This is a genomic window from Streptomyces sp. WMMB 322 (genome assembly GCF_900090145.1).
Taxonomy (GTDB): Bacteria; Actinomycetota; Actinomycetes; order Streptomycetales; family Streptomycetaceae; genus Streptomyces.
Genome location: NZ_FMHI01000013.1, coordinates 104,892 through 129,542 on the forward strand (window position 1 = coordinate 104,892; position 24,651 = coordinate 129,542).

The 24,651-nt window shown below is 71.6% G+C and carries 18 protein-coding genes; 12 read left to right on the plus strand and 6 right to left on the minus strand.

All coding sequences use genetic code 11. The annotated features are described in order from the left end of the window. The first annotated feature begins 124 nt into the window (after positions 1-124). The 4 genes from H180DRAFT_RS20240 (at position 125) to H180DRAFT_RS20255 (ending at position 5,096) form a co-directional block, all read left to right on the plus strand. Complete coding sequence (locus H180DRAFT_RS20240) at positions 125-706, plus strand: TetR/AcrR family transcriptional regulator (RefSeq protein WP_055487508.1); 582 nt, start codon at positions 125-127, stop codon at positions 704-706. Between the two features lie 425 nt (positions 707-1,131). Further along, positions 1,132-3,051 (plus strand): LamG domain-containing protein, encoded by a 1,920-nt coding sequence (locus tag H180DRAFT_RS20245; RefSeq protein WP_055487509.1) that lies wholly within the window; start codon positions 1,132-1,134, stop codon positions 3,049-3,051. A gap of 303 nt (positions 3,052-3,354) precedes the next feature. Then, positions 3,355-3,729, plus strand: coding sequence for a PadR family transcriptional regulator (locus H180DRAFT_RS20250; protein WP_055487510.1), 375 nt, complete (start codon positions 3,355-3,357; stop codon positions 3,727-3,729). Next, on the plus strand, positions 3,726-5,096 hold the full coding sequence (locus H180DRAFT_RS20255) for a permease prefix domain 1-containing protein (protein WP_055487511.1): 1,371 nt from the start codon (positions 3,726-3,728) through the stop codon (positions 5,094-5,096). The genes H180DRAFT_RS20250 and H180DRAFT_RS20255 overlap by 4 nt, the downstream gene beginning before the upstream one ends. A gap of 124 nt (positions 5,097-5,220) precedes the next feature. On the opposite strand, the gene H180DRAFT_RS20260 is transcribed toward H180DRAFT_RS20255, so the two are convergent. Continuing rightward, complete coding sequence (locus H180DRAFT_RS20260; protein WP_055487512.1) at positions 5,221-7,347, minus strand: beta-glucosidase family protein; 2,127 nt, start codon at positions 7,345-7,347, stop codon at positions 5,221-5,223. A 239-nt stretch (positions 7,348-7,586) separates the two neighbouring features. Between H180DRAFT_RS20260 and H180DRAFT_RS20265 the strand changes: the two genes are divergently transcribed. Beyond that, positions 7,587-9,224: an NAD(P)/FAD-dependent oxidoreductase gene (locus tag H180DRAFT_RS20265; protein WP_055487513.1), complete on the plus strand. Its 1,638-nt coding sequence runs from the start codon at positions 7,587-7,589 to the stop codon at positions 9,222-9,224. A gap of 394 nt (positions 9,225-9,618) precedes the next feature. Next, the gene (gene boxB / locus H180DRAFT_RS20270) at positions 9,619-11,097 is read left to right on the plus strand and encodes a benzoyl-CoA 2,3-epoxidase subunit BoxB (RefSeq protein WP_055487514.1); all 1,479 of its coding nucleotides are present in this window, start codon (positions 9,619-9,621) and stop codon (positions 11,095-11,097) included. Positions 11,098-11,181: 84 nt separating this feature from the next. Here the strand turns inward: boxB and H180DRAFT_RS20275 are convergent, their stop codons facing one another. Beyond that, on the minus strand, positions 11,182-12,051 hold the full coding sequence (locus H180DRAFT_RS20275) for a PaaX family transcriptional regulator (RefSeq protein ID WP_107097710.1): 870 nt from the start codon (positions 12,049-12,051) through the stop codon (positions 11,182-11,184). A gap of 165 nt (positions 12,052-12,216) precedes the next feature. Between H180DRAFT_RS20275 and boxC the strand changes: the two genes are divergently transcribed. Genes boxC through H180DRAFT_RS20305 form a run of 6 tightly spaced genes read left to right on the plus strand, consistent with a single transcriptional unit; the run spans position 12,217 to position 18,530 of the window. Next, on the plus strand, positions 12,217-13,965 hold the full coding sequence (gene boxC, locus H180DRAFT_RS20280) for a 2,3-epoxybenzoyl-CoA dihydrolase (protein WP_055487515.1): 1,749 nt from the start codon (positions 12,217-12,219) through the stop codon (positions 13,963-13,965). A 39-nt stretch (positions 13,966-14,004) separates the two neighbouring features. Then, positions 14,005-15,666, plus strand: a complete 1,662-nt coding sequence (locus H180DRAFT_RS20285) for a benzoate-CoA ligase family protein (protein WP_074466891.1) — start codon at positions 14,005-14,007, stop codon at positions 15,664-15,666. 26 nt (positions 15,667-15,692) lie between these two features. Beyond that, a complete protein-coding gene (locus H180DRAFT_RS20290; RefSeq protein ID WP_055487516.1) occupies positions 15,693-16,733 on the plus strand; it encodes an NAD(P)/FAD-dependent oxidoreductase in 1,041 nt (346 codons plus the stop codon). A 13-nt stretch (positions 16,734-16,746) separates the two neighbouring features. Next, positions 16,747-17,088, plus strand: a complete 342-nt coding sequence (gene fdxA / locus H180DRAFT_RS20295) for a ferredoxin (protein WP_055487517.1) — start codon at positions 16,747-16,749, stop codon at positions 17,086-17,088. 17 nt (positions 17,089-17,105) lie between these two features. Continuing rightward, positions 17,106-17,972 carry an amidohydrolase family protein gene (locus H180DRAFT_RS20300; protein WP_055487518.1) on the plus strand — a complete coding sequence of 289 codons (867 nt, stop codon included), beginning with the start codon at positions 17,106-17,108 and terminating at the stop codon, positions 17,970-17,972. A gap of 3 nt (positions 17,973-17,975) precedes the next feature. Then, complete coding sequence (locus tag H180DRAFT_RS20305) at positions 17,976-18,530, plus strand: gamma carbonic anhydrase family protein (protein WP_055487519.1); 555 nt, start codon at positions 17,976-17,978, stop codon at positions 18,528-18,530. 105 nt (positions 18,531-18,635) lie between these two features. On the opposite strand, the gene H180DRAFT_RS20310 is transcribed toward H180DRAFT_RS20305, so the two are convergent. The 4 genes from H180DRAFT_RS20310 to H180DRAFT_RS20325 all read right to left on the minus strand — a co-directional run bounded on the left by H180DRAFT_RS20310 (position 18,636) and on the right by H180DRAFT_RS20325 (position 24,376). Beyond that, positions 18,636-20,330: a thiamine pyrophosphate-binding protein gene (locus H180DRAFT_RS20310; protein WP_055487520.1), complete on the minus strand. Its 1,695-nt coding sequence runs from the start codon at positions 20,328-20,330 to the stop codon at positions 18,636-18,638. Between the two features lie 94 nt (positions 20,331-20,424). Further along, positions 20,425-21,756 carry an MFS transporter gene (locus H180DRAFT_RS20315; RefSeq protein WP_199822504.1) on the minus strand — a complete coding sequence of 444 codons (1,332 nt, stop codon included), beginning with the start codon at positions 21,754-21,756 and terminating at the stop codon, positions 20,425-20,427. A 488-nt stretch (positions 21,757-22,244) separates the two neighbouring features. Beyond that, on the minus strand, positions 22,245-22,706 hold the full coding sequence (locus tag H180DRAFT_RS20320) for a lamin tail domain-containing protein (RefSeq protein WP_055487522.1): 462 nt from the start codon (positions 22,704-22,706) through the stop codon (positions 22,245-22,247). Positions 22,707-23,158: 452 nt separating this feature from the next. Next, positions 23,159-24,376, minus strand: a complete 1,218-nt coding sequence (locus tag H180DRAFT_RS20325; RefSeq protein ID WP_055487523.1) for a glycosyltransferase — start codon at positions 24,374-24,376, stop codon at positions 23,159-23,161. Between the last annotated feature and the right edge of the window lie 275 nt (positions 24,377-24,651).

Genomic DNA, 24,651 nt, shown 5'->3' on the forward strand with positions numbered 1-24,651 from the left:
TCGCCGTTATGGTGGACCTGACCGGATAGTTGTCCGCTCCAGTCGAACGTAGTGGACAGTTGTCCGCATTGGCAAGGCCCTTTTGCAGGCCCGGGGTTGGGGCGCGACCCCGCGAGGAGGACGAGTGCGGCAGAGCAAGCAGACGCCTCTGCGCTCGGACGCGCGACGCAACCGCGAGCGCATCCTCGACGTGGCACTCGCCGAGCTGACGCGCTCCGCGAACGTGCCGCTCAGCGCCATCGCCAAGAAGGCCTGCGTCGGGCAGGGCACCTTCTACCGCAACTTCCCCAGCCGCGAAGCGCTCGTGCTGGAGGTCTACCGCCACGAGATGCAGCAAGTCGCCGATGCGGCGGCCCAGTTGCTCGACAAGTACGAACCCGACCGTGCGCTGCGGGAGTGGATGGACCGCCTCGCCCGGTTCGCCATGGCCAAGGCCGGCCTGGCGGACGCGATCCGTCAGGCGACCAGCGCACCCGGAAACGCGGAGAAACCGGGTCACGGCCCCGTGACGCGAGCCGCCGAACTCCTGCTCCGTGCCGGAGAGGAGGCCGGCACGATCCGCCCGGGAGTCACCGCGGAGGACTTCCTCCTCGCGATCGCCGGCCTGTGGCAGATCGATCCGCGGGGTGACTGGCAGCCACGGGCCGAGCGGCTCCTCGGCCTCGTCATGGACGGACTCCGGGCGGGAGCACCCGGCGAGCAGTGAGAGGCTGAGCGGGTCCGCGTGCGTGCCCGCCGCGCAGCGGCGACCGCCCAAGGGCCCTGTCCGGCGGGCGGGCGGCCGTGCTCCCGCGGGCCGGGGGAGGGGGGCGGCCGGAGCCGCCGGTCCGCGCGACCGGGGTCGCTGCCGCCCGTCCTCGCGGCCGGAGCCGCCGCGCGGACCGTCGCGGGCGCCGGGACGAACCGCCACCACTGGAGACCAACCACCTCACAGGTCCCACACACTTCGGCCCCAAGTGTGTTCCGGCTATGGCGTTCGGGGCTTGTTTGCGCTGGACTTGGTGACGACCACCCATGACATCGACTCGGCTCCGGCGCCGAGCACCGCGCGAAGCACCCGCCCCGTGACCCAGCCGCCCCGTGCCTTCGCGATCCGCCGGAGACACCGTGAACCTGGATCGGGGGAAACGGATGGACTGCGTACGCCTCTCCGACGCGGAGCTGCTGCGTCACATATGGGGAGGGGGCGAGAGTTCCCTTCCCGCGCTGCACGAGCTGGAGCGGCGCCACTTCCCCGCCGTGCGGGCCTTCGCAGCCCTCGGAGCCCTGAGCCCGCAGGCCGCCGACGAACTGGCGTACCAGGCATGGCAGGAGACGCTTCGGCAGCAGGCGGCGGGCAGCGTCAGCGGTGCGGTGCGTCCCGGCGCCCTCTCCTCGGTGCTGCACACGGCGTCCGCGTGGGCGCGGGGGAGTCAACGCGCGGCGCTCAACCCGCAGTTGGGCGCCTGGATGGAGGCCGGCGGTGCCTTGATGCCGGGGAGCACAGCCTCGGCGTGGTTCCACGCTCCCTCGCTTGTGGCACGCGCCTTCGCCGGTCTTCCCTGCCGCAGCCAGGCGGTCCTGTGGCACCGGGCGGTCGAGCGTGACGACGAGGCGCTGACCGGCAGGCTGACGGGTGCGGGCCCCGGCGAGGTGTCCGTGGCCACCGGCCGTGCGCAGGAGGAGCTGTACAACTCCTACGTCCAGGTCCTGCTGAACGGGATGCAGGACGAGTGCCGTCTCTACCACCGGCTGGTGCTGGCGTACGCGGACGCGAGGTCCACGAACATCGCCGCCGAGGTGACCCCGCACCTGCAGAGATGCACTCGCTGCTCCCGTGCCGTGGGCGACCTCGGGCGTCTGCGGCACGATCCCGGCGCGCTGCTGGCGCAGGCGCTGCTGCCGTGGGGCGGCCCGGAGTACGCGGCGCGGGTCGCACACCACGCCGGCACCCGGCCGGACCCCGCGCCGGCGGCGGGTGTCGCCCGCAACGCGGCGGTCGGCGCGCTGCCCGCCGGCAGCAGGACGCCGCAGGGCCTGGTGTCCGGCTCTCGCGGGGGGCGGTCCGCGGGCAGGGGCCGGCATGCGGCTGCCGAAGCGGGGGGAGCCGGTGCGGACGCCCGGGCGAAGAAGCGGCGTATCGACCTGGTCGTGCGGTGCACGGCCGTCGCCGGTGTCTGCGCAGTCGGCGCCGCCTTCGCCTTCGGCTTCGTCGGGGATTCCGAGCCGCGGGAGCCGCAGAGCAGGGAGCGTGCACCGGCGCCGCCCCTCAAGGCCTCGCCCTCGCCTTCCGGAACCCCGGGTCCGGCACGGGTGACGGCCACCGCGAAGGCCGCGTCGGAGGCCCCGGACAGGCCCACCTCGAAGCCCACGAGTTCCCGGCCCGCTCCGTCCGCCCCGGGGAAGGACCGGCCCTCCTCGCCGTCCGTCGGCGACCCGGCCGTGGAGTGGCTGTTCGACAAGGTCACCGCAGACGGCGTGACGCCCGACAGTTCGGACAACGACAAGGACGGCACGCTCTTCGGCGCCTCCCGTCCGAGACCCACGTCCGGGGGAGCGCTCGCGTTCGACGGACAGCAGTTCGTGGCGTCGAGCGGGCCCATGGTCGACACGAGCGGGAGCTTCACCGTCTCGGCGCAGGTCAGGCTCGACCGCACGGACATCTCGCAGACGGTGGTGAGCCAGGACTCCTCGAACGCGAGCGCCTTCATGCTCCGGTACGACGCGCAGGAGTCGGCCTGGGAGATGCGGATGCCGAAGCAGGACACCGGTGACGGGGAGTCCGACGCCGACTCGGCCCTCTCCGGGTCCGGGCCGGAGGCGGGCGAGCCGGCACACCTGACGGGTGTCTACGACGCCGCCGCCGGTGAGGTGCGCCTCTACGTCGACGGGCGTCTGGCGGGGACCGCCGGCCGGACGGAGAGCTTCGCGTCCAGCGGGAGCTTCGTCGTCGGCCGGGGGCTGTCGGGCAACGCGTTCTTCCAGGGGCTCGACGGGACGGTCGACGACGTACGGGCCTTCGGCAGGGCGCTCTCCTCGGCGGAGGCCGCAAAGCTGGCAAAGGACTCCTGACGGGCCGGCACCGCCTCCCCCTTCGCTGCCGCCTTCCCCTCCGCTCCCGCCTCCCCCTTCGCTCTCGCCTGCGCCTCCGCGGTGAGCCGCCCGGCCCCGGTGCCCCTTGATGCCCCTGCCCGGTGCGACGGACCGTCCCGGGCACCGGCGGCCGGGGTGACGCCGACCGCCGGTGAGCCGCGTGCCGCTCCGCTGCCGCCGCGAGGGCTGCGCCGTACCCGTGAACATCCGGGTCCTTGTGCCGAGTTGATACCTAGCTCTACTATGCATCAAGGTTCTAGGCATGGTTGCAAGGGGGTTCTCGTGAAAGTCACCAAGGATCTCGTCGCCGCCTCGGCGACACCGATGGTGCTGGGCATCCTGGCCGAGGGGGAGAGCTACGGCTACGCCATCCTCCGGCGCATCAACGACCTGTCCGGGGGAGAGCTGGACTGGACGGAGGGGCTGCTCTATCCGCTGCTGCACCGGCTCGAGCGGCTCGGGCACGTGGAGTCGAGCTGGCAGTCGCCCAGGGGGGAACGCCGCCGGAAGTACTACCGCATCACCGACAGCGGTCTCGCCGAACTCGCGGAGCAGCGCCGGCAGTGGGACACGGTCGTGGACGCGCTCAAGCAGGTCTGGCTCGCCACCGGCGGTCTGAAGCCGTCCCCGGCGACGCCGTTGGAGGGCCCGGCATGACGGCGCTGGAAGGCCGGGACGGCCTGGAGGCCCAGTTCGCCCAGTGGCGCCACTACGCGCAGCGCCGCCCGGAGCTGAGGCAGTCCGACGCCGACGAGCTCGAGGACCACCTGCGGGGCTCCGTCGACGAGCTCATCGCAGTGGGCCTGCGCGCGGACGAGGCGTTCCTGGTCGCGGTCAAACGCATGGGCGGACTGGACGAGCTCTCCCGCGAGTTCGCCCGGGAGCACTCCGAACGGCTGTGGAAGCAGCTGGTGCTGACCGGCGACGGCGACAAGGCGGCGGAGAACAGGTCGCGGCGCGACCTGTTCGCGATGGCCGTCTGCGTCGTGGGCGCGGCGGCGTCCGTCAAGCTGCCGACGCTGTTCGGGATGGGTCTCGAGCACGACGGCGGGTTCTACGGGCGCAACATCGCCCTGTTCGCGCTGCCCTGGCTGGCGGCCTTCCTGGCGTGGCGCCGCAGGGCCGCACCGGCACTGGCCGGAGCGCTGGTGGGGCTGTTCGCGCTGGGTGCCGTTGCGGCCAACGCCTATCCGCTGGCGGAGGATTCCCAGTCGGTGGTCCTGACCGCCATCCATTTGTCCATCGCCCTGTGGTTCGCGGTCGGACTGGCCTATGTCGCCGACGACCTGCGGTCGCCGCGGCGGCGAATGGACTTCGTACGGTTCACCGGCGAGTGGTTCGTCTACCTCTCCCTCATCGCCGCCGGCGGCGGGGTGCTGATCGGGATCACCGTCGGGACGTTCGAGGCGATCGGCATCGTCCCGGAGGACTTCATCGCCCAGTGGCTCGTCCCTTGCGGCGGCGTGTCGGCGGTCGTGGTGGCCGGGTGGCTCGTCGAGGCCAAGCAGAGCGTCGTGGAGAACATGGCTCCCGTGCTCGCGCGGCTGTTCACTCCGCTGTTCACCGCGGTGCTGCTGGCCTTCCTCGTCGCCTTCGGCGTGACCGGCGACGGCATCGACGTCGAGCGCGAGGCGCTGATCCTGTTCGACCTCGTGCTCGTGGTGGTGCTGGGCCTGCTTCTCTACTCGATCTCGGCCCGCGACCCGCTGAGCCCGGCCGGTCTGTTCGACAGGCTTCAACTCGCCCTTGTTGTCAGCGCGTTGCTCATCGACGTGCTGGTGATGGTGGAGATCACGGGACGTATCACCGAGTACGGCACCACCCCCAACAAGGCGGCGGCGCTCGGCGAGAACATCATCCTGCTGGCCAATCTCACCTGGTCGGCATGGCTGGCGCTCGGATTCGTCCGCCGGCGCACGCCGTTCGCGGCGCTCGAGGGCTGGCAGACGGGCTACCTGCCCGTGTACGCCGCGTGGGCCTGGATCGTGGCCCTGGTCTTCCCGCCGCTGTTCGGCTACATGTGAGGCCGCCGCAAGCCCCTCCGGGCGACGTCCCGTCATCCGGCGCGTCACCCGGCCCGCCCCCGGACAGCAACTCTCCCCGAGGCCGGGCCGGTTGACGCGCCCCGTCGCGGAGGACGCGGGGGCCTCAGTCCGTGACGCGGTACGCGGCGCTCAGCGGGAGTGCGCGTGAGGAGGAGCCGACCGCTATCCCGTACTCACCGCTGCGTACCCGGAACCCGTCGGAGTCCGTGTCCCAGTAGGAGAGCTGCTGCGGCTCCACGGACAGCCGCACCTTCCTGCTCTCACCGCTCTCCAGGCTCACCTTGCGGTAGCCGCCGAGCTCCCGGGGCGGGCTGTACGCCTCCGTGTGCGGCTTGCTGACGTAGACCTGCGGCGCCTCGGAGCCCGCGCGCTCCCCCGTGTTGGTGACCGTGAACGACACTTCCACCGGCTCGTCCGGGCCGCCGGAACTCCTCTCCAGCCGCAGGCCGGAGTAGGAGAAGCTGCTGTAGGACAGGCCGTGCCCGAAGGGGAAGAGCGGTTCCGTGCCGGTCCGGTCGTACCAGCGGTACCCGACGTCGACCCCCTCCGTGTAGTGCGCCGTGCCGTTCACGCCCGGGTACTGCGCCCTGGTGCTCGCCGGCACCTCGTCCTCCGCGGCCGGGAAGGTCTGGGGGAGCTTGCCGGAGGGGTTCACGTCCCCCCACAGCAGGCGCGCGGTGGCGGCGCCTCCGCGCGCACCCGGATACCAGGTCTCCAGGACGCTCTTCACCTGCGGCAGCCAGGGCATCAGCACGGGGCCGCCTGTCTGGAGCACCACGGTCGTCCGCGGGTTGGCCTCGGCCACCTTCGAGATCAGCTCGTCCTGGTTGCCGGGCAGCGACAACCCGGCGCGGTCGCTTCCCTCTTCCTCCTTGTCGTGGGCGAAGACGAGGGCCACGTCCGCGGCCTTCGCCGCCTTCGCCGCGGCCCTCACCGGTGTCCCGTCGTGATAGGTGACGCGGGCGGAGGAGCCGGCGCGCTTCCTGACCGCTTCGAGCGCCGTGTCCTCCGAGAGCGGGTCCACCTTGCTGCTGCCGCCGCCCTGCGCCGAGTCGGCGGCGGCGGAGCCGATGACGGCGATGTCCTCCGCGGAGCCCGCCAACGGGAGTCCCCCGTCGTTCTTGAGCAGGACGGCACCCTGCTCGGCCACCCGCTGCGCCGTGGCGTTCCCCGCGGTCTCGTCGAGCGGGGAGGTGGCGGTGCCGTCCCGCTCGAAGAAGCCGAACCTGAACAGGACGGTGAGTATTTCCCGCACACGCTGGTCGACGGCCTCCCGGGGGAGGACGCCCCGGTGCAGCGCGGCGCGCACGGTGAGGGAGTTGACGAGAACGGGCAGGGGCAGTTCGACGTTGAGGCCGGCGGCGAGGTCGGATGTGCGGTGGGTGGAGGGGTAGTCGGAGACCACGTACCCGTCGAAGCCGAACCGCGAGCGCAGCATCGTGCGCAGGGTGTGCGCATTGGAGCAGGCGTAGACGGAGTTGACGCGGTTGTACGAGCACATCGCGGCGCCCGGTCTGCCCTGCCGCACCGCGATGTCGAAGGGCTTGCCGTAGATCTCGTGCAGTGTGCGTTCGTCGATGTCGGCCGAGACCGACATGCGGTCGGTCTCCTGGTTGTTGGCCATGAAGTGCTTGACGGTGGCGATGACGCCCTGCGACTGGATGCCGCTGGTGTCGGCGCCCGCCATGGTGCCCGCGAGGTAGGGGTCCTCGCTGTAGTACTCGAAGTTGCGCCCGTTGACGGGGACCCGCTGGATGTTCGTGCCGGGCCCGAAGAGCTGCATCTGGCCCCGCGCGCGTGCCTCGCGTCCGACCGTCTGTCCGTACTGCCGTGCCACTTCGGTGTCGAAGCTGGCGGCCTGTGCGACGGGGGCGGGCAGGGCGGTGGCCGGCTGGCCGTTGCGGACCCCGGCGGGGCCGTCGGTCATCGTCACCCCGGGCACGCCCAGGCGCCTGATGGGCGCGATGTAGCCCGTGGTCGGCACGGGGGAGCCGAGGGTGCCGTGCAGCATGCGGATCTTCTCGTCCAGGGTCATCGCGTCGAGCAGCAGGCCGGCGCGGTCCTCGGGGCCGAGTGATCTGTCGGTCCACGGACGGTCCTCCTGCGTGCCCGGCGACGCGGCGTGCGCCGGGGTCGCGCCGGAGGGGAGCGGGCCCGGGCCCGGCACCGTCAGGGCGGCACAGAAGACGAGGGCGGTCGCGGTACGGACGAGGGGCCGAGGGGGTCTCATCACCCAGCACGTCCTTTCTGCCGCCTCGGCGGCCCGACGGTGACTGGCATGTACACGATCTGCTTTGGGTATCCCCATCCACGGCTCCGGGAATGCCGCAAGGGCCGGTCCGCGGCGGCCGTCCCGCCCCGCGGAAGCCGCGCCGGCCCCGGGGAACGGGAGAGACCCCGGCGTGAGCGGTCATCGGGCGTCGGGCGGCCGCCGGGCGCGACCCACCGGGCCGCACTAGCCTTGAGGGCGTGACGTGGCCGGTCGTTCTCGTCGTGGATCACGATCCGAGTTCGCTCCGTGTGCTGCTGGCCGACCTCACGCGACGGTTCGGCAGGGCGTTCACGGTGCGGGGCGCGGAGTCGGGGGAAGCTGCGCTCAGCACCGTCCGGGAGCTGTCACAGGCAGGGGAACCCCTCGCGCTGCTGCTCGTCGACGACGACTCGGCCGGGGTGCTCACGAAGGCGCGCGAGCTGTTCCCCAGTGCCAAGCGTGTGCTGCTCGTGGACCGCGACTACTCGTCGACAAGCCCTGCCGTCCAGGCGATCGCACTCGGCCGCGCCGACTACCACATCGTCCGGCCGTGGGCGGACGACGAGATGCTGTACCGCGCCATGAGCGAGTTCCTCTCCGCGTGGACGCGGGAGCAGGAACCCGCCTTCGAGCTGTTCCGCGTCGTCGCGGCCGAGGACGACAGCCGTATGCAGCAGGTGCGCGACGTGCTGGTCCGCTTCAACCTGCCCTTCGCGGTCTATCCCGCCGAGGGTGAGGCCGGGCAGCGGCTGATGAGGGAGGCCGGAGTCGACGCGTCGCAGCTGCCGGCGGTGATCCGCTACGACAACCGGGCGTTCGTCCAGCCCGGACTGCCCGATCTCGCGCGTGCGCTCGGGGTCAACGTCACCAACGACGTCGACGTCTGCGACGTGGCGGTCGTCGGTGCGGGACCGGCCGGGCTGACGGCGGCCGTCTACGCGGCGTCCGAGGGCCTCGACACCGTGCTCCTCGAGCAGGCCATCTCGGGCGGGCAGGCCGGGACGAGCCCGATGATCAGGAACTATCCGGGCTTCCCCCACGGCATCGCGGGCGGCGCCCTCATGGAGCAGACCTGCGAGCAGGCGTGGCTGATGGGGGCTCACATCGTCTTCGCACAGCGGGCGGTCGCCCTCGAGGTCCGCGGCGAGCGGCGAGTGGTGCACATGCTGGACGGCTCCCGGGTCAGCGCACGCGCGGTACTGATCGCCACGGGGGTCGACTGGCGGCGCCTCGGGGTGCCCGCCCTCGAAGCCCTGGTCGGTTCCGGTGTGTTCTACGGCTCGGTCATGGGTGAGACCCGATCGATGCGGGGCCAGGACGTCTTCATCGTCGGAGCCGGGAACTCGGCCGCCCAGGCCGCCGTCCACCTGGCCCGGTACGCCCGCACGGTCACCCTGGTGGTGCGCGGCGACAGCCTGGCGGATTCGGCCTCCGCCTATGTGGTGGATGCCGTCGGGGCGACGCCGAACATCCTCGTCCGTCACCGCACCGAGGTGGTCGACGGCGGTGGCGACGGGCACCTGGAGCACCTCACGCTCGCGGACCGGGAAGCGGGCACCGCCGAACGCGTCCCGGCGGCCGGGCTGTTCATCATGATCGGCGGCGAACCGCACACGCAGTGGCTCCGGGGCAGCGTCGCCTGCGACGGGCAGGGCTATGTGCAGACCGGTCGCGAAGTCCTCCAGGAGGCCTCCGCGGAATGGCCGCTGCACAGGGAACCCATGCCGCTGGAGACGAGCATGCCGGGCGTCTTCGCGGCGGGAGACACCCGGCGCGGATCCATCAAGCGCGTCGCCTCGGCGGTGGGCGAGGGCTCCACGGCGGTGCGCCTGATGCACGAATACCTGGGCGGCTGAGCCGCGGGCGCCCGGCGTTCCGGGCGGCGGCATCGCGGGCGGCCGCGGCCCGGCAGGCCCGGCAGCCTCCGGCGCGTGCGGGAGCGGGGGGAGCGGGCGGGACGTCCCGCGCCGGGGTGGAACCGGGTGGCCGAATCACGCCACTGCCGTCTCACGGCACGTAGTTGATCCGTAGCAGGTTCTTGCCGCGCACGGACGCGGGGCGGCGGCGCGGGGGAGGGTGGCGTTCTGCGCGCTGGCGCACATCACCGTCTGCGTGGGCAGGTTCGGGTGCCGCCGCGCTCCCGGTTGCTCCCGGGCGGGGTCGGCTGTTCACTCTACATGCTACATTCAAATGGCGTGACGGCGTGTAGACGTGGACTGAAGAGGACCCCGCACAGAAGGGCAGGAGCGGATGACGACGACGGAGGACCGCCTGGGAGCCGCGCCCGAGCCCACCGGCCCGGTGAGCAGGATCGACTACAGCGAGCGGATCCCGAACAACGTCGATCTGGCCGGTGACCGCAGGCTCCAGAGGGCGCTGGAGCGCTGGCAGCCGAAGTTCATCGACTGGTGGAAGAACCTCGGCCCGCAGGTGCCGACCAAGGAGGTCTACCTGCGCACCGCCGTCGCCATCGACCGCGACGGATGGGCCGTCTACGACTTCGTGCCGATGGAGGAGTACCGCTGGGGCATCTTCCTCGCCGAGACCGACCCGGACCGTGTGATCGGCTTCGGCCGGCACAAGGGCGAGAAGGTCTGGACCGAGGTCCCCGGTGAGTACCGCGCCGAGCTGCAGCGGCTCATCGTCATCCAGGGGGACACCGAGCCGGCCAGCGTGGAGCAGCAGCGCCGGCTGGGTGCCACCGCGCCGAGCCTGTACGACATGCGCAACCTCTTCCAGATCAACGTGGAGGAGGGGCGTCACCTGTGGGCCATGGTCTACCTGCTGCAGGCGTTCTTCGGGCGTGAGGGACGCGAGGAGGCGGAGGAACTGCTCCGCCGCAACAGCGGGGACTACGACAACCCGCGCATCCTCGGCGCGTTCAACGAGGACACCACGGACTGGCTGAACTTCTTCATGTTCACCTACTTCACCGACCGCGACGGCAAGTACCAGCTCGGCACGCTGAAGGAGAGCGGCTTCGATCCGCTGGCCCGCACCTGCGAGTTCATGCTCAAGGAAGAGGCCCATCACATGTTCGTGGGCACCACCGGCATCCAGCGTGTGGTCCAGCGGACCGCCGAGCTGATGAAGGAGCACGGCACCGACGACATCCTCCAGTACGGGGGGATACCGCTCGCCGTCATCCAGAAGTACCTGAACCAGCAGTTCTCCGCCTCCATGGACCTCTTCGGTTCCGAGCTGTCCTCCAACGCCGCCGCGTACTACACGGCCGGGCTGAAGGGCCGCTGGCAGGAGCGGCGGCGCAAGGACGACCACCGGCTGCAGGGCCGGACACGGGAGATGACGAAGGCCGGGAACGGTGAACTGGTCACCGAGACCGTCCCCCTGCTCAACGCGCTGAACCTGGACCTGCGCGACGAGTACGTCGCCGACTGCGAGAACGGCATCCGCCGCTGGAACCAGGCGCTGGAGGACGCCGGACTGCCGCACCGCCTGACGCTCCCGCACGAGGGCTTCAACCGCCAGGTCGGTGTGTACGCCGGCAACCACGTCAGTCCCGGCGGTGAGGTGCTCACGCGGGAGCAGTGGGACGCCAAGGTCCACCAGTGGCTGCCCTCGGAGCAGGACATGGCCGACGTGCGTTCGCTGATGAAGCCCGTGTACGAGCCGGGCGAGTTCGCCGGGTGGATCGCGCCGCCCGCGCAGGGCATCAACAAGCTGGGCGTGGAGTTCGACTACGTGCGCTTCTGGCAGGAGGACAACTGATCCGGCACCGCGCCGCAGCGCGGCAACGCTTCCCCGCCGCCGGAGGGCGCCAGGTCCGCAGGCGGGCCGGGCGCCCTCCGGGTGTCAGGTGCGGTCGTCCGCTCCGGCGCACAGGTGCTCCCAGTACGCCTGGGCGCGGCGGTGCCAGCGCTCGTGGCGGCGGTGGAAGAGCGTGGCCGCGTCGGGGCCGGGCCAGTCGTGATCGAGGAGCTCCGCGGGAAGTGCCGGGTCCAGTGCGGGGAAGTGCCGCCAGGCGTGGACCAGTTGCACCTGGGCGACGAACGCCTCCTGCCGGCCGCTCACGTCCAGGCTGCCGAATTGTTCGACAAATTCGCCGTAGGCCGACTCGATCTTGTCGAGTGGCCAGGCGGCTGCCACGACATCCTGCGGGTCGCCGATGCCCGCCGAGGGGCCCGTCCAGGACATGGTGCTGTGCTCGATGCCGAGCTCCCGCACGATGCCCTTGACCTCCTCCGCGCGCCCCGCGTCCGGCACCACCCACAGGCCGTGTGCGGGGGACCCCATGCCGGCCCACGTGAGGCGGGTGCGCAGCTTGTGCCGCAGCCGGCGCTGCGTCTCGGGCACCGTCACGGCGAGCACCAGCCACCGGCCGTCCCAGCGGCGGGTGTGCCGCATGAACGAGTAGATCCGTTCGGTGCCTTCCTCCAGCAGCTGCTGACCGTGCGCGGTCAGGCTCCAGCGGGTGCGCCGCCCGACCCGGTCCGCGGCCAGCAGTCCCTCGGTGGCGGAGCGGGCCAGCGCCTGCCGGGCCGCCTTCTCCTCGACGCCGAGGGCCTCCAGCGCCCGCAGGAGCGCGCCCGTCCACACCGGCTCGCGGCCGGGCAGCACGAATTCCCCGAGCACGGTCAGCAGCAAGGAGCGCGCGCTCGTGGAGCCGGGCCAGGCGCGCGCCGCGCGCGGTGGGCTCTCTGCGGTGCTGCCGGCAGCGGCCACGGTGTGAAGTCCTTTCGAAGGGGCTGGTCGGGATCATCCGGATTCTAGTGCGGCCGGGAGCCGCGACGGAGCGCACCGACGGAAAAACATGCTACGCACTATTGACGACTCGACACGCCATTGTAGAGTCATAGCTCTACTGACCCGATCGTTTGGAGGAGCTCGATGACCGCCGCGGTCGAATCCAGCACCCAGCCGTCCGCCACGGAGCCGGGCGTCGCGGACGCCGAGGCGGCTCCGGTTCAACACACCGCGCCCACGGTCTCGTTCGACACCTCGCCCGAGAGGTACCGGCACTGGAAGCTCGAGACCGACGGCGAGATCGCGACGCTCACGCTGCTGGTGGACCAGGAGGGCGGGATCGCCCCCGGCTACGAGCTGAAGAGCAACTCCTACGACCTGGGCGTCGACATCGAGCTCCACGACGCCGTGCAGCGGCTCCGGTTCGAGTACCCGCAGGTCAAGGCCGTGGTCATCACGGGAGGACTGGAGCGGATGTTCTGCGCCGGCGCGAACATCAAGATGCTCGCCCAGTCCACGCACGCCTGGAAGGTGAACTTCTGCAAGTTCACCAACGAGACCCGCAACGGCTTCGAGGACGCCACGGAGCACTCCGGGCAGACCTACATCGCCGCGGTCAACGGCACCTGTGCCGGCGGCGGTTACGAGATCGCCCTGGCCTGCGACCAGATCGTGCTCGTCGACGACGGCTCGTCCGCCGTCGCCCTGCCGGAGGTGCCGCTGCTGGGTGTGCTGCCCGGCACCGGCGGCCTGACCCGGGTGGTCGACAAGCGCCACGTCCGCAAGGACCGGGCCGACGTCTTCGCCACCAAGTCCGAAGGCCTCAAGGGCGCCACAGCCGTGGAGTGGAATCTGGTCGACGCCGCCGTGCCCCGCGGCCGGTTCGACGAGGAAGTGACGTCGCGGGCCAGGGAAGCGGCGAAGCGCTCACACCGCCCCTCGCAGGGACCGGGCGTCCGGCTGACGCCGCTGGAGCGCACGGAGACGGGCGACTCGATCACCTATCGGCACGTCAAGGCGCGGCTGCTGCGCGACCGGCGCCGCGTCGAGATCACCGTCGAGGCGCCCGCCACAGCCCCGCCGGCGGATGCGTCGGCCGCGCGTGAACAGGGCGCGGACTACTGGCCGCTCGCGCTCGCCCGCGAACTCGACGACCTGATCCTGAGGCTGCGCACCAACGAACTCGAGCTCGGCACCTGGGTGTTCCGCACAGCCGGAGACGCCGACGCCGTGCTGGCCCACGACGAGCAGCTCGACTCGCTCGCCGGCGACTGGTTCGTCAACGAGGTCCGGCACTACCTCAAGCGCACCTTCAAACGCCTGGACGTCACCAGCCGCAGTCTCGTCGCGATGATCGAGCCGGGCAGCTGCTTCGCGGGGACGTTGCTGGAACTCGCGCTGGCCTGCGACCGGCAGTACATGCTGGCCGGAGTTTTCGAGGACGTCGACCCCGACGCCGAGCCTGCGGCCCTGGTCATCGGCCGGGCCAACCAGGGTGCGTACCCGATGGGCAACGGGCTGACCCGGCTCCAGTCGCGGTTCCACGCGTCCGACGAGGAGCTCGAAGCGGCGCTCAAGCGCACGGGGACCCCGCTCACCGCGGACGACGCGGCCGGGCTGGGCCTCGTGACCATGGCACTCGACGACATCGACTACGAGGACGAGCTGCGCATCGTGCTGGAGGAGCGCGCGTCGCTCTCACCGGACGCCCTGACCGGCATGGAGGCCAACCACCGCTTCGTGGGGCCCGAGTCGATGGAGACCAAGATCTTCGGGCGGCTGACCGCCTGGCAGAACTGGATCTTCAACCGTCCCAACGCCTCCGGCGCCGAGGGCGCGTTGCGCCGCTTCGGCACCGGCAGGCGGGCCGACTTCGACGTCAAGCGCGTCTGACGGACCGCGGCAGCCCACGAAGAAGGAGGCGCATCGCCCATGTCCACGCCGTCACGGTCCTTCAACGCGGCCACCTACCTGGTCGACCGGCACCTCGAGCGCGGCCGGGGCCACCACACCGCGGTCCGCCACGAGGGAGAGGACATCAGCTACGCACAACTGGCGGACGACACCGCCCGCGTGGCCGCCGCGCTGCTGCGTCTGGGCATGCATCGCGACGAGCGCGTGATGTGCTGCATGTCCGACACCCCGGAGCTGCTGACGGCCATTCTGGGCGCGTTCCGCGCCGGGCTGGTCGCCGTGCCCGTCAGCACGATGCTGACCGGCAAGGAACTCGGCGACATCCTCGCCGACTGCGGCGCACGGGTCCTGGTGTGCACACCGGAGTTCGCCGACGCGTGCGGCGAGGCCGTGTCGGCGTCGCCCGACGTGAGCCACCTGGTCGTGGTGGGCGACGCCGGACCGCAGGTGCCGCAACGTGTGGTCCGCCTCTCGTGGGCCGAGTTCACCGGCGGTCTCGCGCCGGAGGACGGCGCCGTCGCGGGCACGGTCGAGGACACACCGGCGCTGTGGCTCTACACCTCCGGAACGACCGGCATGCCGAAGGCCGCCATGCACCGGCACGCCAACATCCGGCACGTGTGCGAGACGTACGGGCAGCAGGTGCTGGGAATCCGCCCCGACGACCGCTGCCTGTCGGTCGCGAAGCTCTTCTTCGCCTACGGCATCGGGAATTCGGCGTTCTTTCCCCTCTCAGCCGGTGCCACGACCGTGCTGGAGCGGCGCCGTCCCACCCCGGCGGTGATCGCCGAACGGGTGGGTGCAGACCGGCCCACCCTGTTCTTCGGCGTGCCCACGTTCTATGCGGCGATGCTCTCCGCGGAACTGCCCGGCGAGTTGATGTCGCCGGTGCGGCTGGCCGTCTCGGCGGGCGAGGCGCTGCCCGCGCCGCTGCTGCGCCGCTGGCAGGACCACTTCGGCGTGAAGATCATCGACGGTCTGGGTTCCACCGAGGCCCTGCACATCTTCCTGTCGAACCGGCCCGACGACATCGGCCCCGGCACGAGCGGTTTCCCCGTCCCCGGCTACGAGTTGCAGATACGCGACGAGGAAGGCACCGTGCGCCCGCCGGGCGAGCCGGGTTCGCTGTACGTCAAGGGACAGTCGATCGCCACGGGTTACTGGTGCCGCACCGAAACCAGCCGCCACGTCTTCCAGGGGGACTGGCTGGCCACCGGAGACACCTACGTGCAGGACGACGAGGGCCGCTACACATGCCTGGGCCGCTCCGACGACATGCTCAAGGCAGGCGGCATCTGGGTCTCGCCGAGCGAGGTCGAGAGCCGCCTGACCGAACACGAGGACGTCGTCGAGGCCGCCGTCGTCGGTGTGCCCGACGGTGAGGGCCTGGACAAGCCGGTGGGCTACGTGGTGCTCGCGAAGGGCGCCGCCGCGACACCCGAGGACCTGATCGGCTTCTGCCGGGACGGCCTCGCCCACTTCAAGGCGCCCCGGCGAGTGGTGTGCGTGGAGGCGCTGCCGCGCACCGCCACCGGCAAGCTCCAGCGCTTCAAGATCCGTCAGATGGCCGCTGACGCCGGCACGGACGCCGACGCCGACGCCGGCCCCGCGGACACCGCGGAGGGCGCCCCGGCGCAACGTCCGTCCCGCGCGTCCGCCGAGCCCGAAGCCGTCAGTTGAGCGCGAGCACCACGCAGGAGGAAGAGATGACGAGTGGGGAGCGGATTGCCTCCGGCGGCCACCACGAGGTGGACCTCGTGCTCGTGGGAGCGGGACCGGTCGGCCTGTACGGCGCGTACTACGCGGGTGTCCGCGGGCTGCGCGTCGCCCTGGTGGACTCGCTGCCCGAACCGGGCGGCCAGGTCACGGCGATGTACCCGGAGAAGCCCATCTACGACATCGCCGGGTTCCCCAGCGTGCGGGGGCGGGAACTCGTCGACAACCTCGTCGGACAGGCGGACCGTTACAGCCCGTTGTACCTCCTCGGCCGGCAGGCCCGCTCGCTGGAGAGCGTCGCGTCCGGCGGGGGCCCGGGCCGGTTCCGGCTGACGGCGTCCGACGGAACGGCGATCGACTGCGGTGCCGTGGTCGTGACCGGCGGCATCGGCACCTTCACGCCCCGGCCGCTGCCGGCCGGCGAGGAGTTCCTCGGGCGCGGACTGTCGTACTTCGTGCCGTCGCCCGGCGACTTCGAGGGCACCGACGTCGTCGTGGTCGGCGGCGGCGACAGCGCCTGCGACTGGGCACTGGCACTGAAGCCGGTCGCCCGGTCGGTGACCCTCGTGCACAGGCGGGCAGCCTTCCGCGCGCACGCCGCCACCGTCGAGGCCGTGCGCTCCTGCGGCGCCACGGTGATCACCGACGCACAGGTCACCCGCATCGAAGGGGGCGCAGCGATGGAGAAGGTCGAGGTGACCCCCAGGAACCAGGAGCCCTTCTCGCTGCCCGCACAGCGGGTCGTCGCCGCGCTCGGCTTCCTCGCCGACCTCGGACCGGTGCGCGAGTGGGGCTTCGACCTGCACGACAACCGCCACCTCGTGGTGGATTCGACAATGGCGACGGACCTGCCCGGCGTCTACGCGGCGGGGGACATCGCCGAGTACCCGGGGAAGGTGCGGCTGATCTCGGTCGGCTTCGGCGAGGTGGCCACCGCGGTCAACAACGCGGCGGTGCACCTGGACCCCGAGGCCTCGCTGTTCCCCGGGCACAGCACCGACGAGGCGCCCGTCGCCGCGGCCGCGGCCTGAGGAGGAGACCACGATGCCCTACGTGATCATGTCGGACTGCATCGACATCACCGACCAGTCCTGCGTCGAGGAGTGCCCCGTCGACTGCATCTACGTCGGCGAGCGCAAGCTCTACATCAACGGCAAGGAGTGCATCGACTGCGGTGCCTGCGAACCCGTGTGCCCCGTCGAGGCGATATCGCAGGACCGCCGGGTACCGGAGGAACAGCAGGAGTTCATCGAGGACAACAAGACCTTCTTCACCCAGGTGCTCCCGGGGCGCCAGGAGCCGATAGGAACACCCGGCGGCTCACGGCTGACCGGCGACATCGGCGTCGACACCCCGCTCGTGGCGAAGCACCCGAGCAACGACTAGGCAGGAGTCCCCCACGAATGCTGGACGGTCATCTCCTCATCGACGCCCATGTCCACGTGCCCGTGCTGTCCTCCATCGCCCCCGCATGGTCGCAGTGGGCACGCGATTTCGGACCCGAGGGAGTGCTGGGACTGGTCTGGGACGCCGACGGCAGGCCGGACCCGGCGAAACTGGACGGGCTGTTCGCCGCCGAAGGCGTCGACGTGGCGCTGCTGTTGTGCGAGTACAGCCCGAAAGCCACCGGCTACCAGCACTTCGACGACCTGCTGCCGCTCGTCGAGCAGAACCCGCGGCGCTTCCGTCCGGTGGCCAACGTCAATCCGCACCTGCACTTCCCGGTCGACCGGGAGCTGCGGCGCCAGCTCGACAAAGGAGCGGCCGCGCTCAAACTGCACCCCGTGCACGGGGGTTTCCGCCTGGACGATCCCGCGCTCTTCCCGGCGTACTCGGTGCTCGTCGAGCGGAACGTCCCGCTCGTGACGCACTGCGGGACCTCGTCCTTCCCGGGGTCGATGAACGAGAACGCGGACCCCACGCAGCTCTACCCCGTGCTGCGGCACTTCCCCGGCCTCAAGGTCGTCCTCGCACACGGGGGCCGGGGGTGGTGGTACGACGCGGCGGCGTTCCTCGCGCTCTCGCACGAGAACGTGTGGATCGAACTGTCGGGGCTGCCCCCCAAGCGCCTGACGACGTACTACGCGCGCCACGACCTGAACCGGCTCGCACGCAAATGGATCTTCGGCACCGACTGGCCCGGAGTCCCCGGAACCGCCGTGAACGCACGGGCGGTCGCCGGGCTGGGGTTCGCCGGCGATACGGTGCCGCTGGTGCTCGGGGAGAACGCCCTGCACGTCTACCACGGCCTCGACCCCGAAAGGGACTGACGCATGCCGATCTACGCCTTCGACGGAGTACGTCCGCGGGTGGGCGCCGGGGCCTACGTCCACCCCGACGCGGTGCTGATCGGGCACGTCACGCTCGGCCCCGAGTCGTCGGTGTGGCCGGGGGCGGTCCTGCGGGGCGACCACGGCAGGATCGAGGTCGGCGCGCGGACATCCGTCCAGGACGGCACCGTCGTTCACACCACCAGGCAGTGGCCCACGGTCATCGGTGACGAGTGCGTCGTCGGGCACAACGCGCACCTGGAGGGATGCACGGTCGCCGGCCGCTGCCTGGTCGGGTCCATGTCGGTGGTGCTCAACAGGGCCGTGATCGGCGGCGGTTCGGTCGTCGCAGCCGCGGCGCTCGTACCCGAAGGGCTCGACGTGCCCGAACGGTCGATGGTGGTGGGCGTCCCCGGCCGCGTGAAGCCGCTGCCCGACGAGCGGATGAAGGACCGGATCGAGCACGGGGTGGACGTCTACGTCGACTTCGCCCGCCGCTATCCGCAGGCGCTGACCCGCGTCGACCTGGCCGAGTGCCGCGTGGACGGACCCGGCTGAGGCGGGCCGGGGCAAGTCCGGGAAAGGGGGCGGGCATTCGGCCTCCCGGCCCGGTGGCCGAGGCAGTCCCGTCAGCGGAACGGGGGAGAGCCGCTCGGCGTCCGGTCAGTGCCCGTGGAAGGCCTCCTTCAGCCACCAGGAGCCCTGCTCGGATGTGATCTTGGCGTCGACGAGAAGCGGCGTGCTGCGCGGCCCGTTCACCCACGCGGCGACGGACGCCAGATCGTCTTCGCCTCGTACGGTGACCGCCGTGAAGCCGAGGCCGCGGGCAAGCGCGGCGATGTCGGTGTCGGGGAAGGTCACGGTGCTCAGGTCGGTGCCCCCGCCGGCGAAGTGGTGCACCTCGGCGCCGTACGCGCGGTCGTTGTAGACGACGACCGCCATGGGCAGGCCCAGCCTGACGACTGTCTCCAGCTCCGAGACACCCATGAGCGCACCGCCGTCGCCGAGCGCGGCCACCGGAAGGCGGTCCGGCCTGGCCAGAGCCGCTCCGATCGCCGTGGCCAGGCCGAGACCGATCGACTGGAAGGCCTGCGTGAAGCAGAATCCCCGCTCGTCCGGCACCGAAAGGAACATGGCCGGATAGCCCATGAAGTTGCCCGAATCGACGGCGAGTACGCGCTCGCGCGGCAGCAGTTCGTCGAGCCGGACGGACAGCGTGCGCGGATCGATGCTGCCGCCTGCCGAATCGTCCGTGTACGCAACGGTCCGCCAGGCGAGTTCGCGCTCGATGCGCGCCCGCACCTCGGGGGAGCGGTAACCGTGCCGGCCGTCCTGCGGCGGGTCCTCCGCGGGCGACGGGCCGCCTCCGGTGAACAGCGCCGTCACCGCCGAGGCCGTCGCTGCCGCATCGCCCACGACACCGAGGTCGACGGGCCGGTGGGCTCCGATCGCCTCGGCCTCGACGTCGACCTGCACCAAGGACGCGTCCGCAGCGATCAGCGAACCGTGGCGCGTCGTCCACTTGTTGAGCGCGCATCCCCAGCCGACGACGAGGTCGGCCCCTGAGATCAGCTCGGCCGCCAGCGGCGAGGAGAAGCCGCCGGCGACGTCGAGGGACCACGGGTCGCCGTGGAAGAGACCGCGCGCGACGGCCGAGGTGGCGAGCAACGCGCCGGTGGCGGCGCCGAGTTCGCGCAAGGCCTCCGCGGCGGGCCTTCCCTGTGAGCAGGGCCCGCGGAGCGCACCGCGGCCGGCGATGAAGACGGGACGCCGCGCCCGCGCGAGCAGCCCCGCGAGTTCGGCCACCGCTTCCTGCGCCGGAGCCGGGCTGTGCAGCCGCGGCGCTTCGGGTTCCGGCAGCGGCAGGGCAACTTCCCGGCTCTGCACATCGGTTGGAAGGTTCAGCACCACTGTGCGCCGCCCCGAGACCGCCAGACGGCAGGCCCGTACCGTGTCGGCGACGGCCGTGTCCGGTCCGTGCACCCGTTCCGGGCGCGCGCCCACGGCCCGGGCCAACGCGTCCTGGTCGATGCGGAAGTTGGAGCGCAGATCGGCTGCCGGGGTGTCGGCGGCCAGAACGACCAGCGGGGTGCGGCTCTTTGCCGCTTCGGTGATGCCGGTCAGGGCGTTGGTCAGACCGCAGCCCTGATGCACCGTGACGACACCGAGCCTGCCCGACACTCTCGCGTAGGCGTCCGCCATGACGGCCGCGCCGCTCTCGTGCCTCGCCGCCACGTACCGGGCGCCCGCGGCGACCATGGCGCCGGTGACGTGGAAGTTGCCGCTGCCCACCACTCCGAATGCTCTGTCGGCGCCGAGCCGGACGAGAGTGCGGCCCACGGCTTCCGCGACGATCACCAGCTCGTCTCCCCTCTCCCCGGGTCACGGACCTCCCCGGGCCTCGAACCGGCCCGTGAAGGCTGACCTGTGTTGATACGCGTCGATACCCGCTTCACTTCCGCAGCGCGGGTATCAGCAGCATGGCGACCGCGCCCAGCACGGCCGGCGCCGCGAACGCGTAGAAGTTCGCATCCAGCCCCCACCCGGAGGCGAGGATGAATGCACCGTAGATCGGCCCGAGGACGGCGCCCAGCCGTCCCACACCCAGGGCCCAGCCGAGACCGGTGGCCCGCATGTGGGCGGGGTAGAAGTTCGCCGTGTAGGCGTTCACCAGGATCGTCGTCCCGATCGTGCACGCACCTGCGATGCCGACCAGCACGAACAGCACGAACCCCGGCAGTTCGAAGCTCAGCAGGAAGATGCACAGCGCGGCCGCGAGGAACATGCCCACAGTCACCGGCTTCGACCCGACGCGGTCGGCCAGCGCGCCGAACAGCGGAGTGCCGAGGATGGCGCCCAGGTTGAGCACGAGCAGGAAAGCCAGCGCCGACCCCAGCGGATAGCCGGCCTCCCGCATGATCTGGGCGAGCCAGGTGTTGAGGCCGTACACGAGCAGCAGTCCGACACCGGTACCGAGCCAGAACAGCAGCGTGCCGGCCACGTAGCGCGGGACGAACAGCGCCTTCAGGGTGGACAGTCCGCGAGGGGCGCTGTCCGTGTGCGCCGGCGGCTCCTCCAGGGCGAGGCGGTAGCGGCGCGCCAGCCTCTCGGCCTCTTCCCTGCGGCCGCGTGCGAGCAGGAAGCTCGCCGACTCGGGCAGCATTCGCCATGCGACCGGGAGGAGCGCGACGCCCAGCGCGACGCCGATCCAGAACATCGCGCGCCAGCCCAGCTGCGGCAGCACGACGATGGCCGTGAGCGCGGCCAGGATGCCGCCGACGGAATAGCCGGAGAACATCAGGCCGTTGGTGCGGCTGCGGTGCCGCGGGTGGGCGTACTCGATCGTCAGCGCGATGGCGGTGGGCACGACGCCGCCGAGCCCGAGGCCGGCGAGGAACCTCGCCGCACCGAAGAAGCCCGGTGTCGGCGCGATCGCGGCGAGCCCCATGGCCGCCGTGAACCAGGTGATGCAGCCCAGCATGATGCGCCGGCGGCCCACGAGGTCGGTGACGGTGCCGGTCAGCATCGCGCCGAAGAGCATGCCGACGAGCGCATAGGCCCCGATACGTCCCGTCTCGGCCTCGGAGAGCTTCCACTCGGCCGAACCGTCGAGAAGGCTGGGCACGACGGTGCCGTAGACGATCAGGTCGTAGCCGTCGATGACGATCGTCGCGCAGCACAGGGCGACGACGAGAGCTCGTGAGCGGGTACGGGCTGCGGGCTCGGGCCGGGACGGCACCGGTCCGGAGGGTGTGGGTTCGGCGGGGGCGGGATCAGAAGTCACGCGATCTCCGGCGGGAGCGGTGCGTGCGCCCGCATTGCGGCGCGCACTGGGGACGGCATGGCCGGGGGAGGCCCTGGTGAGGCGCGTGGGGGCCACAGGAAACCACGCCGGGAAGCGCGGCGGAAGACTCTGGCGCCGCCGGAGACCGTGCGCGAGTTTTCACCGACCTGGCATCGCCTCGCGGTTGAGGGCCAGTTGCGGGTGCTGCCACGCAGCCGAGCGTGCGCGGCGGACGGGGCGGCCTCGTACGGAGGGAGCGGTCGTGCCTGCGCTCCCACGGCAGGCATGCGGTCGTTCGAAGACCGAACACCCGGGACGGGCGGACGAGTTGGCATCGTCCCTCATCGTCCCTCCGCCAACCGCGCCTTCTCACACAGTGGTTGCCCCGCACCCGCCGTCAACGGGACGCCGGCGTCCCGCTCGACGGACAGCCCTGCGCCCCACGGTCCGGATCCGGACCGTGGGGCGCAGAGCGGATGTGTTACCGGTCAGCGGCGGTGGTGGCGGCCCCAGGACTTGGTGTCGATCCAGCGGCCGCGGGCGTCGCGGAGGGTGGCTGCGTCGTTGTGGTCCCACACCTGGGCGCGGCGGCCCTGGTAGACGTGCCGGCTGTTGTCGCGGCCGAAACCGGTGTGGACCCGGACCGAGTCATGGCCCCGCAGCCACAGGTGGCGGAAGCGGTAGCGGTTCCCGTCGCGGTCGGTGAGGGTCCAGCCCTTCAGCCTCACCGTGTGGCGGCTGGTGTTGCGCACCTCGACCCACTCGGCATTGAGGCTGCGGTTGGAGTGGTGGCCCCAGCGGGGGCTTTCGTACTGCACCTGTCCGATCTTCACGGCCGAGCGGGGCGCGTGAGAGAAGTCGGAGGCCGTCGCAGGCAGGGCCGCTGCGCCCAGAAGGGCGCCGGAGGCCAGAAGCGTCGCCGCGAAGCGGAACGGACGGGAAGCAGCCATGTGGTGTCTCCTCGAAGTCATGCACACACGGCCGCCCTTGACCGGCCGGTGCGATCGGATTCCCGGCCGAGTGCCGAGAGGCACCAATGTGGTGGGGCATCACTCCCAGGAAGGGATACACGAGGGCGTATTACAGAATGCGGACAAATCTGCAATCTGCCGGTGGCCGTGTGCAGCGGCACCCCGCACCGGCCCGGCGAGCTGCGGCACCCGCACCGCTACCGGCCGCTCCTCGTGGGTCGGTTGCTGAGAGGCGTCCACAGTGGGTGCGCGAACGGGTCCCCGAACACGTCCCGTTCGGCCCCCGGCAGTGCGTTTCCGCCCGCCGGGGACTCTTCTTCGCCCCCGGGCACGCCTCGTGGTTGCCGGTTCAAGGCGTCACGACTCGCAGGGTGTCCACTTCCGGGGGGCCCGCTCGACGATCCGCACGGGCTCACGCGCACCCCGCCCTCTTACCGGCCGACCGCGTCGAGCAGCGACTTCGCGGCCACCGCGGCCCCGTCGGTGCGAATCTTGCAGGCCACGCTGGTCGCCCGTGCGCGGGCACCGGAGCTCAATGCGACTTCGAGCGCGGCAGACAGAGACTCCGAGGTCGGAACCGGACCGTCGTGTGCCGCCCCGATTCCCAGCTCGGCCACCCGTCCCGCCCAGTAGGGCTGGTCCGCCGCCTGCGGCACCACCACCTGAGGCGCACCTGCCCGGGCGGCCGTGGTCGTGGTGCCCGCGCCGCCGTGGTGCACGACGGCGGCCACGCGAGCGAACAGCGCCTGATGGTTGACCTCGCCCACGACGAAACAGTCGTCCCCGTCGTCGATCAGGGCGAGGCCGGCCCAGCCGCGGGTCAGTACGGCGCGGCGGCCCTGCGACCGGACCGCGTCGACGGCCACCCGGGCGACGTCTGCCGCGGCGTGCATCGGCATGCTGCCGAAGCCGACGTACACCGGCGGCGCACCGGCGTCCAGGAAGGCCTCCAGCTCGTCCGGTAGAGGGCGTTCGTCCGGCAGGATCCACGCGCCGGTCTGGACGACGTCGAGGTCCGGCGTCCCGTGCCACGGGTCCAGTACCGGGTCCGTCGCCAGCCACGGCCGCAGTCCGATCACGTAGTCGCGGACGCTGTCCACCGGCGAAAGGCCGGCCGACGCCCGGTTCGAGTTGAGCGCCTCACCGAACAGCGCGTCGATGCTCCGGGCGTCCAGGTCCCACAGGACCCGGTTGTCCGTCACCTCGGGCGGGTGCGGCCGTCCCGGATACTCCAGCGGCCGGCGGTGCGGCGAGGGCAGGGTGAGCTGCTGGAAGGTCACGGACGCAGAGGGCACGCCCAGTTTCTCCGCCACCGACAGAGCGCCCGCCGCAGCCGGCATCACGCCGGTCGCGACCAGGGCGTCGCATCCCTCGGCCGCCGCTTCGGTCACGGCGTCCAACTGGGCGGCGATCAGCTCGGCAGCGCGCCGGGGCAGCGACGACGGCGGCGGCGCCGCCTTCGTCAGTGAGCGCGCCGACAGCCAGACGGGCACCAGCGGCACGCCGGCACCGTCCAGGCGCCGGGCGAAGTCCTCGTCCGGCGGCGCACACACGCAAACCTCCGCGCCCAGTGTCCGCAACTCCACCGCGAGTGCCACCAGCGGTTCGACATCCCCCCGCGACCCGTACGTCGACAACAGCACGCGCATTCCGCATCCCCCGCTCTCCGGCCTCTTCCGGGCTTCGGCCGGTGATTCTGCGGCACAAGAGGGGCCTTGCCGCAAGGCCCCCTGTGCGCTATACGTTGAGAGTGGCAAGGAGCGGACGACCTCCTTGCCTTTCCTTTTGCACCCCGGTCGCGGACGATTCGCCGGGCAATCGGCAGCTGACGGTCGACTTCCCCTGGGGGAGGGGCAGTTCGGTGTGAGGCGGATCCGATGTCCGTACGGGCCGGGGCGCCGCGGTGCCCCGGCCCGCAGGTGCG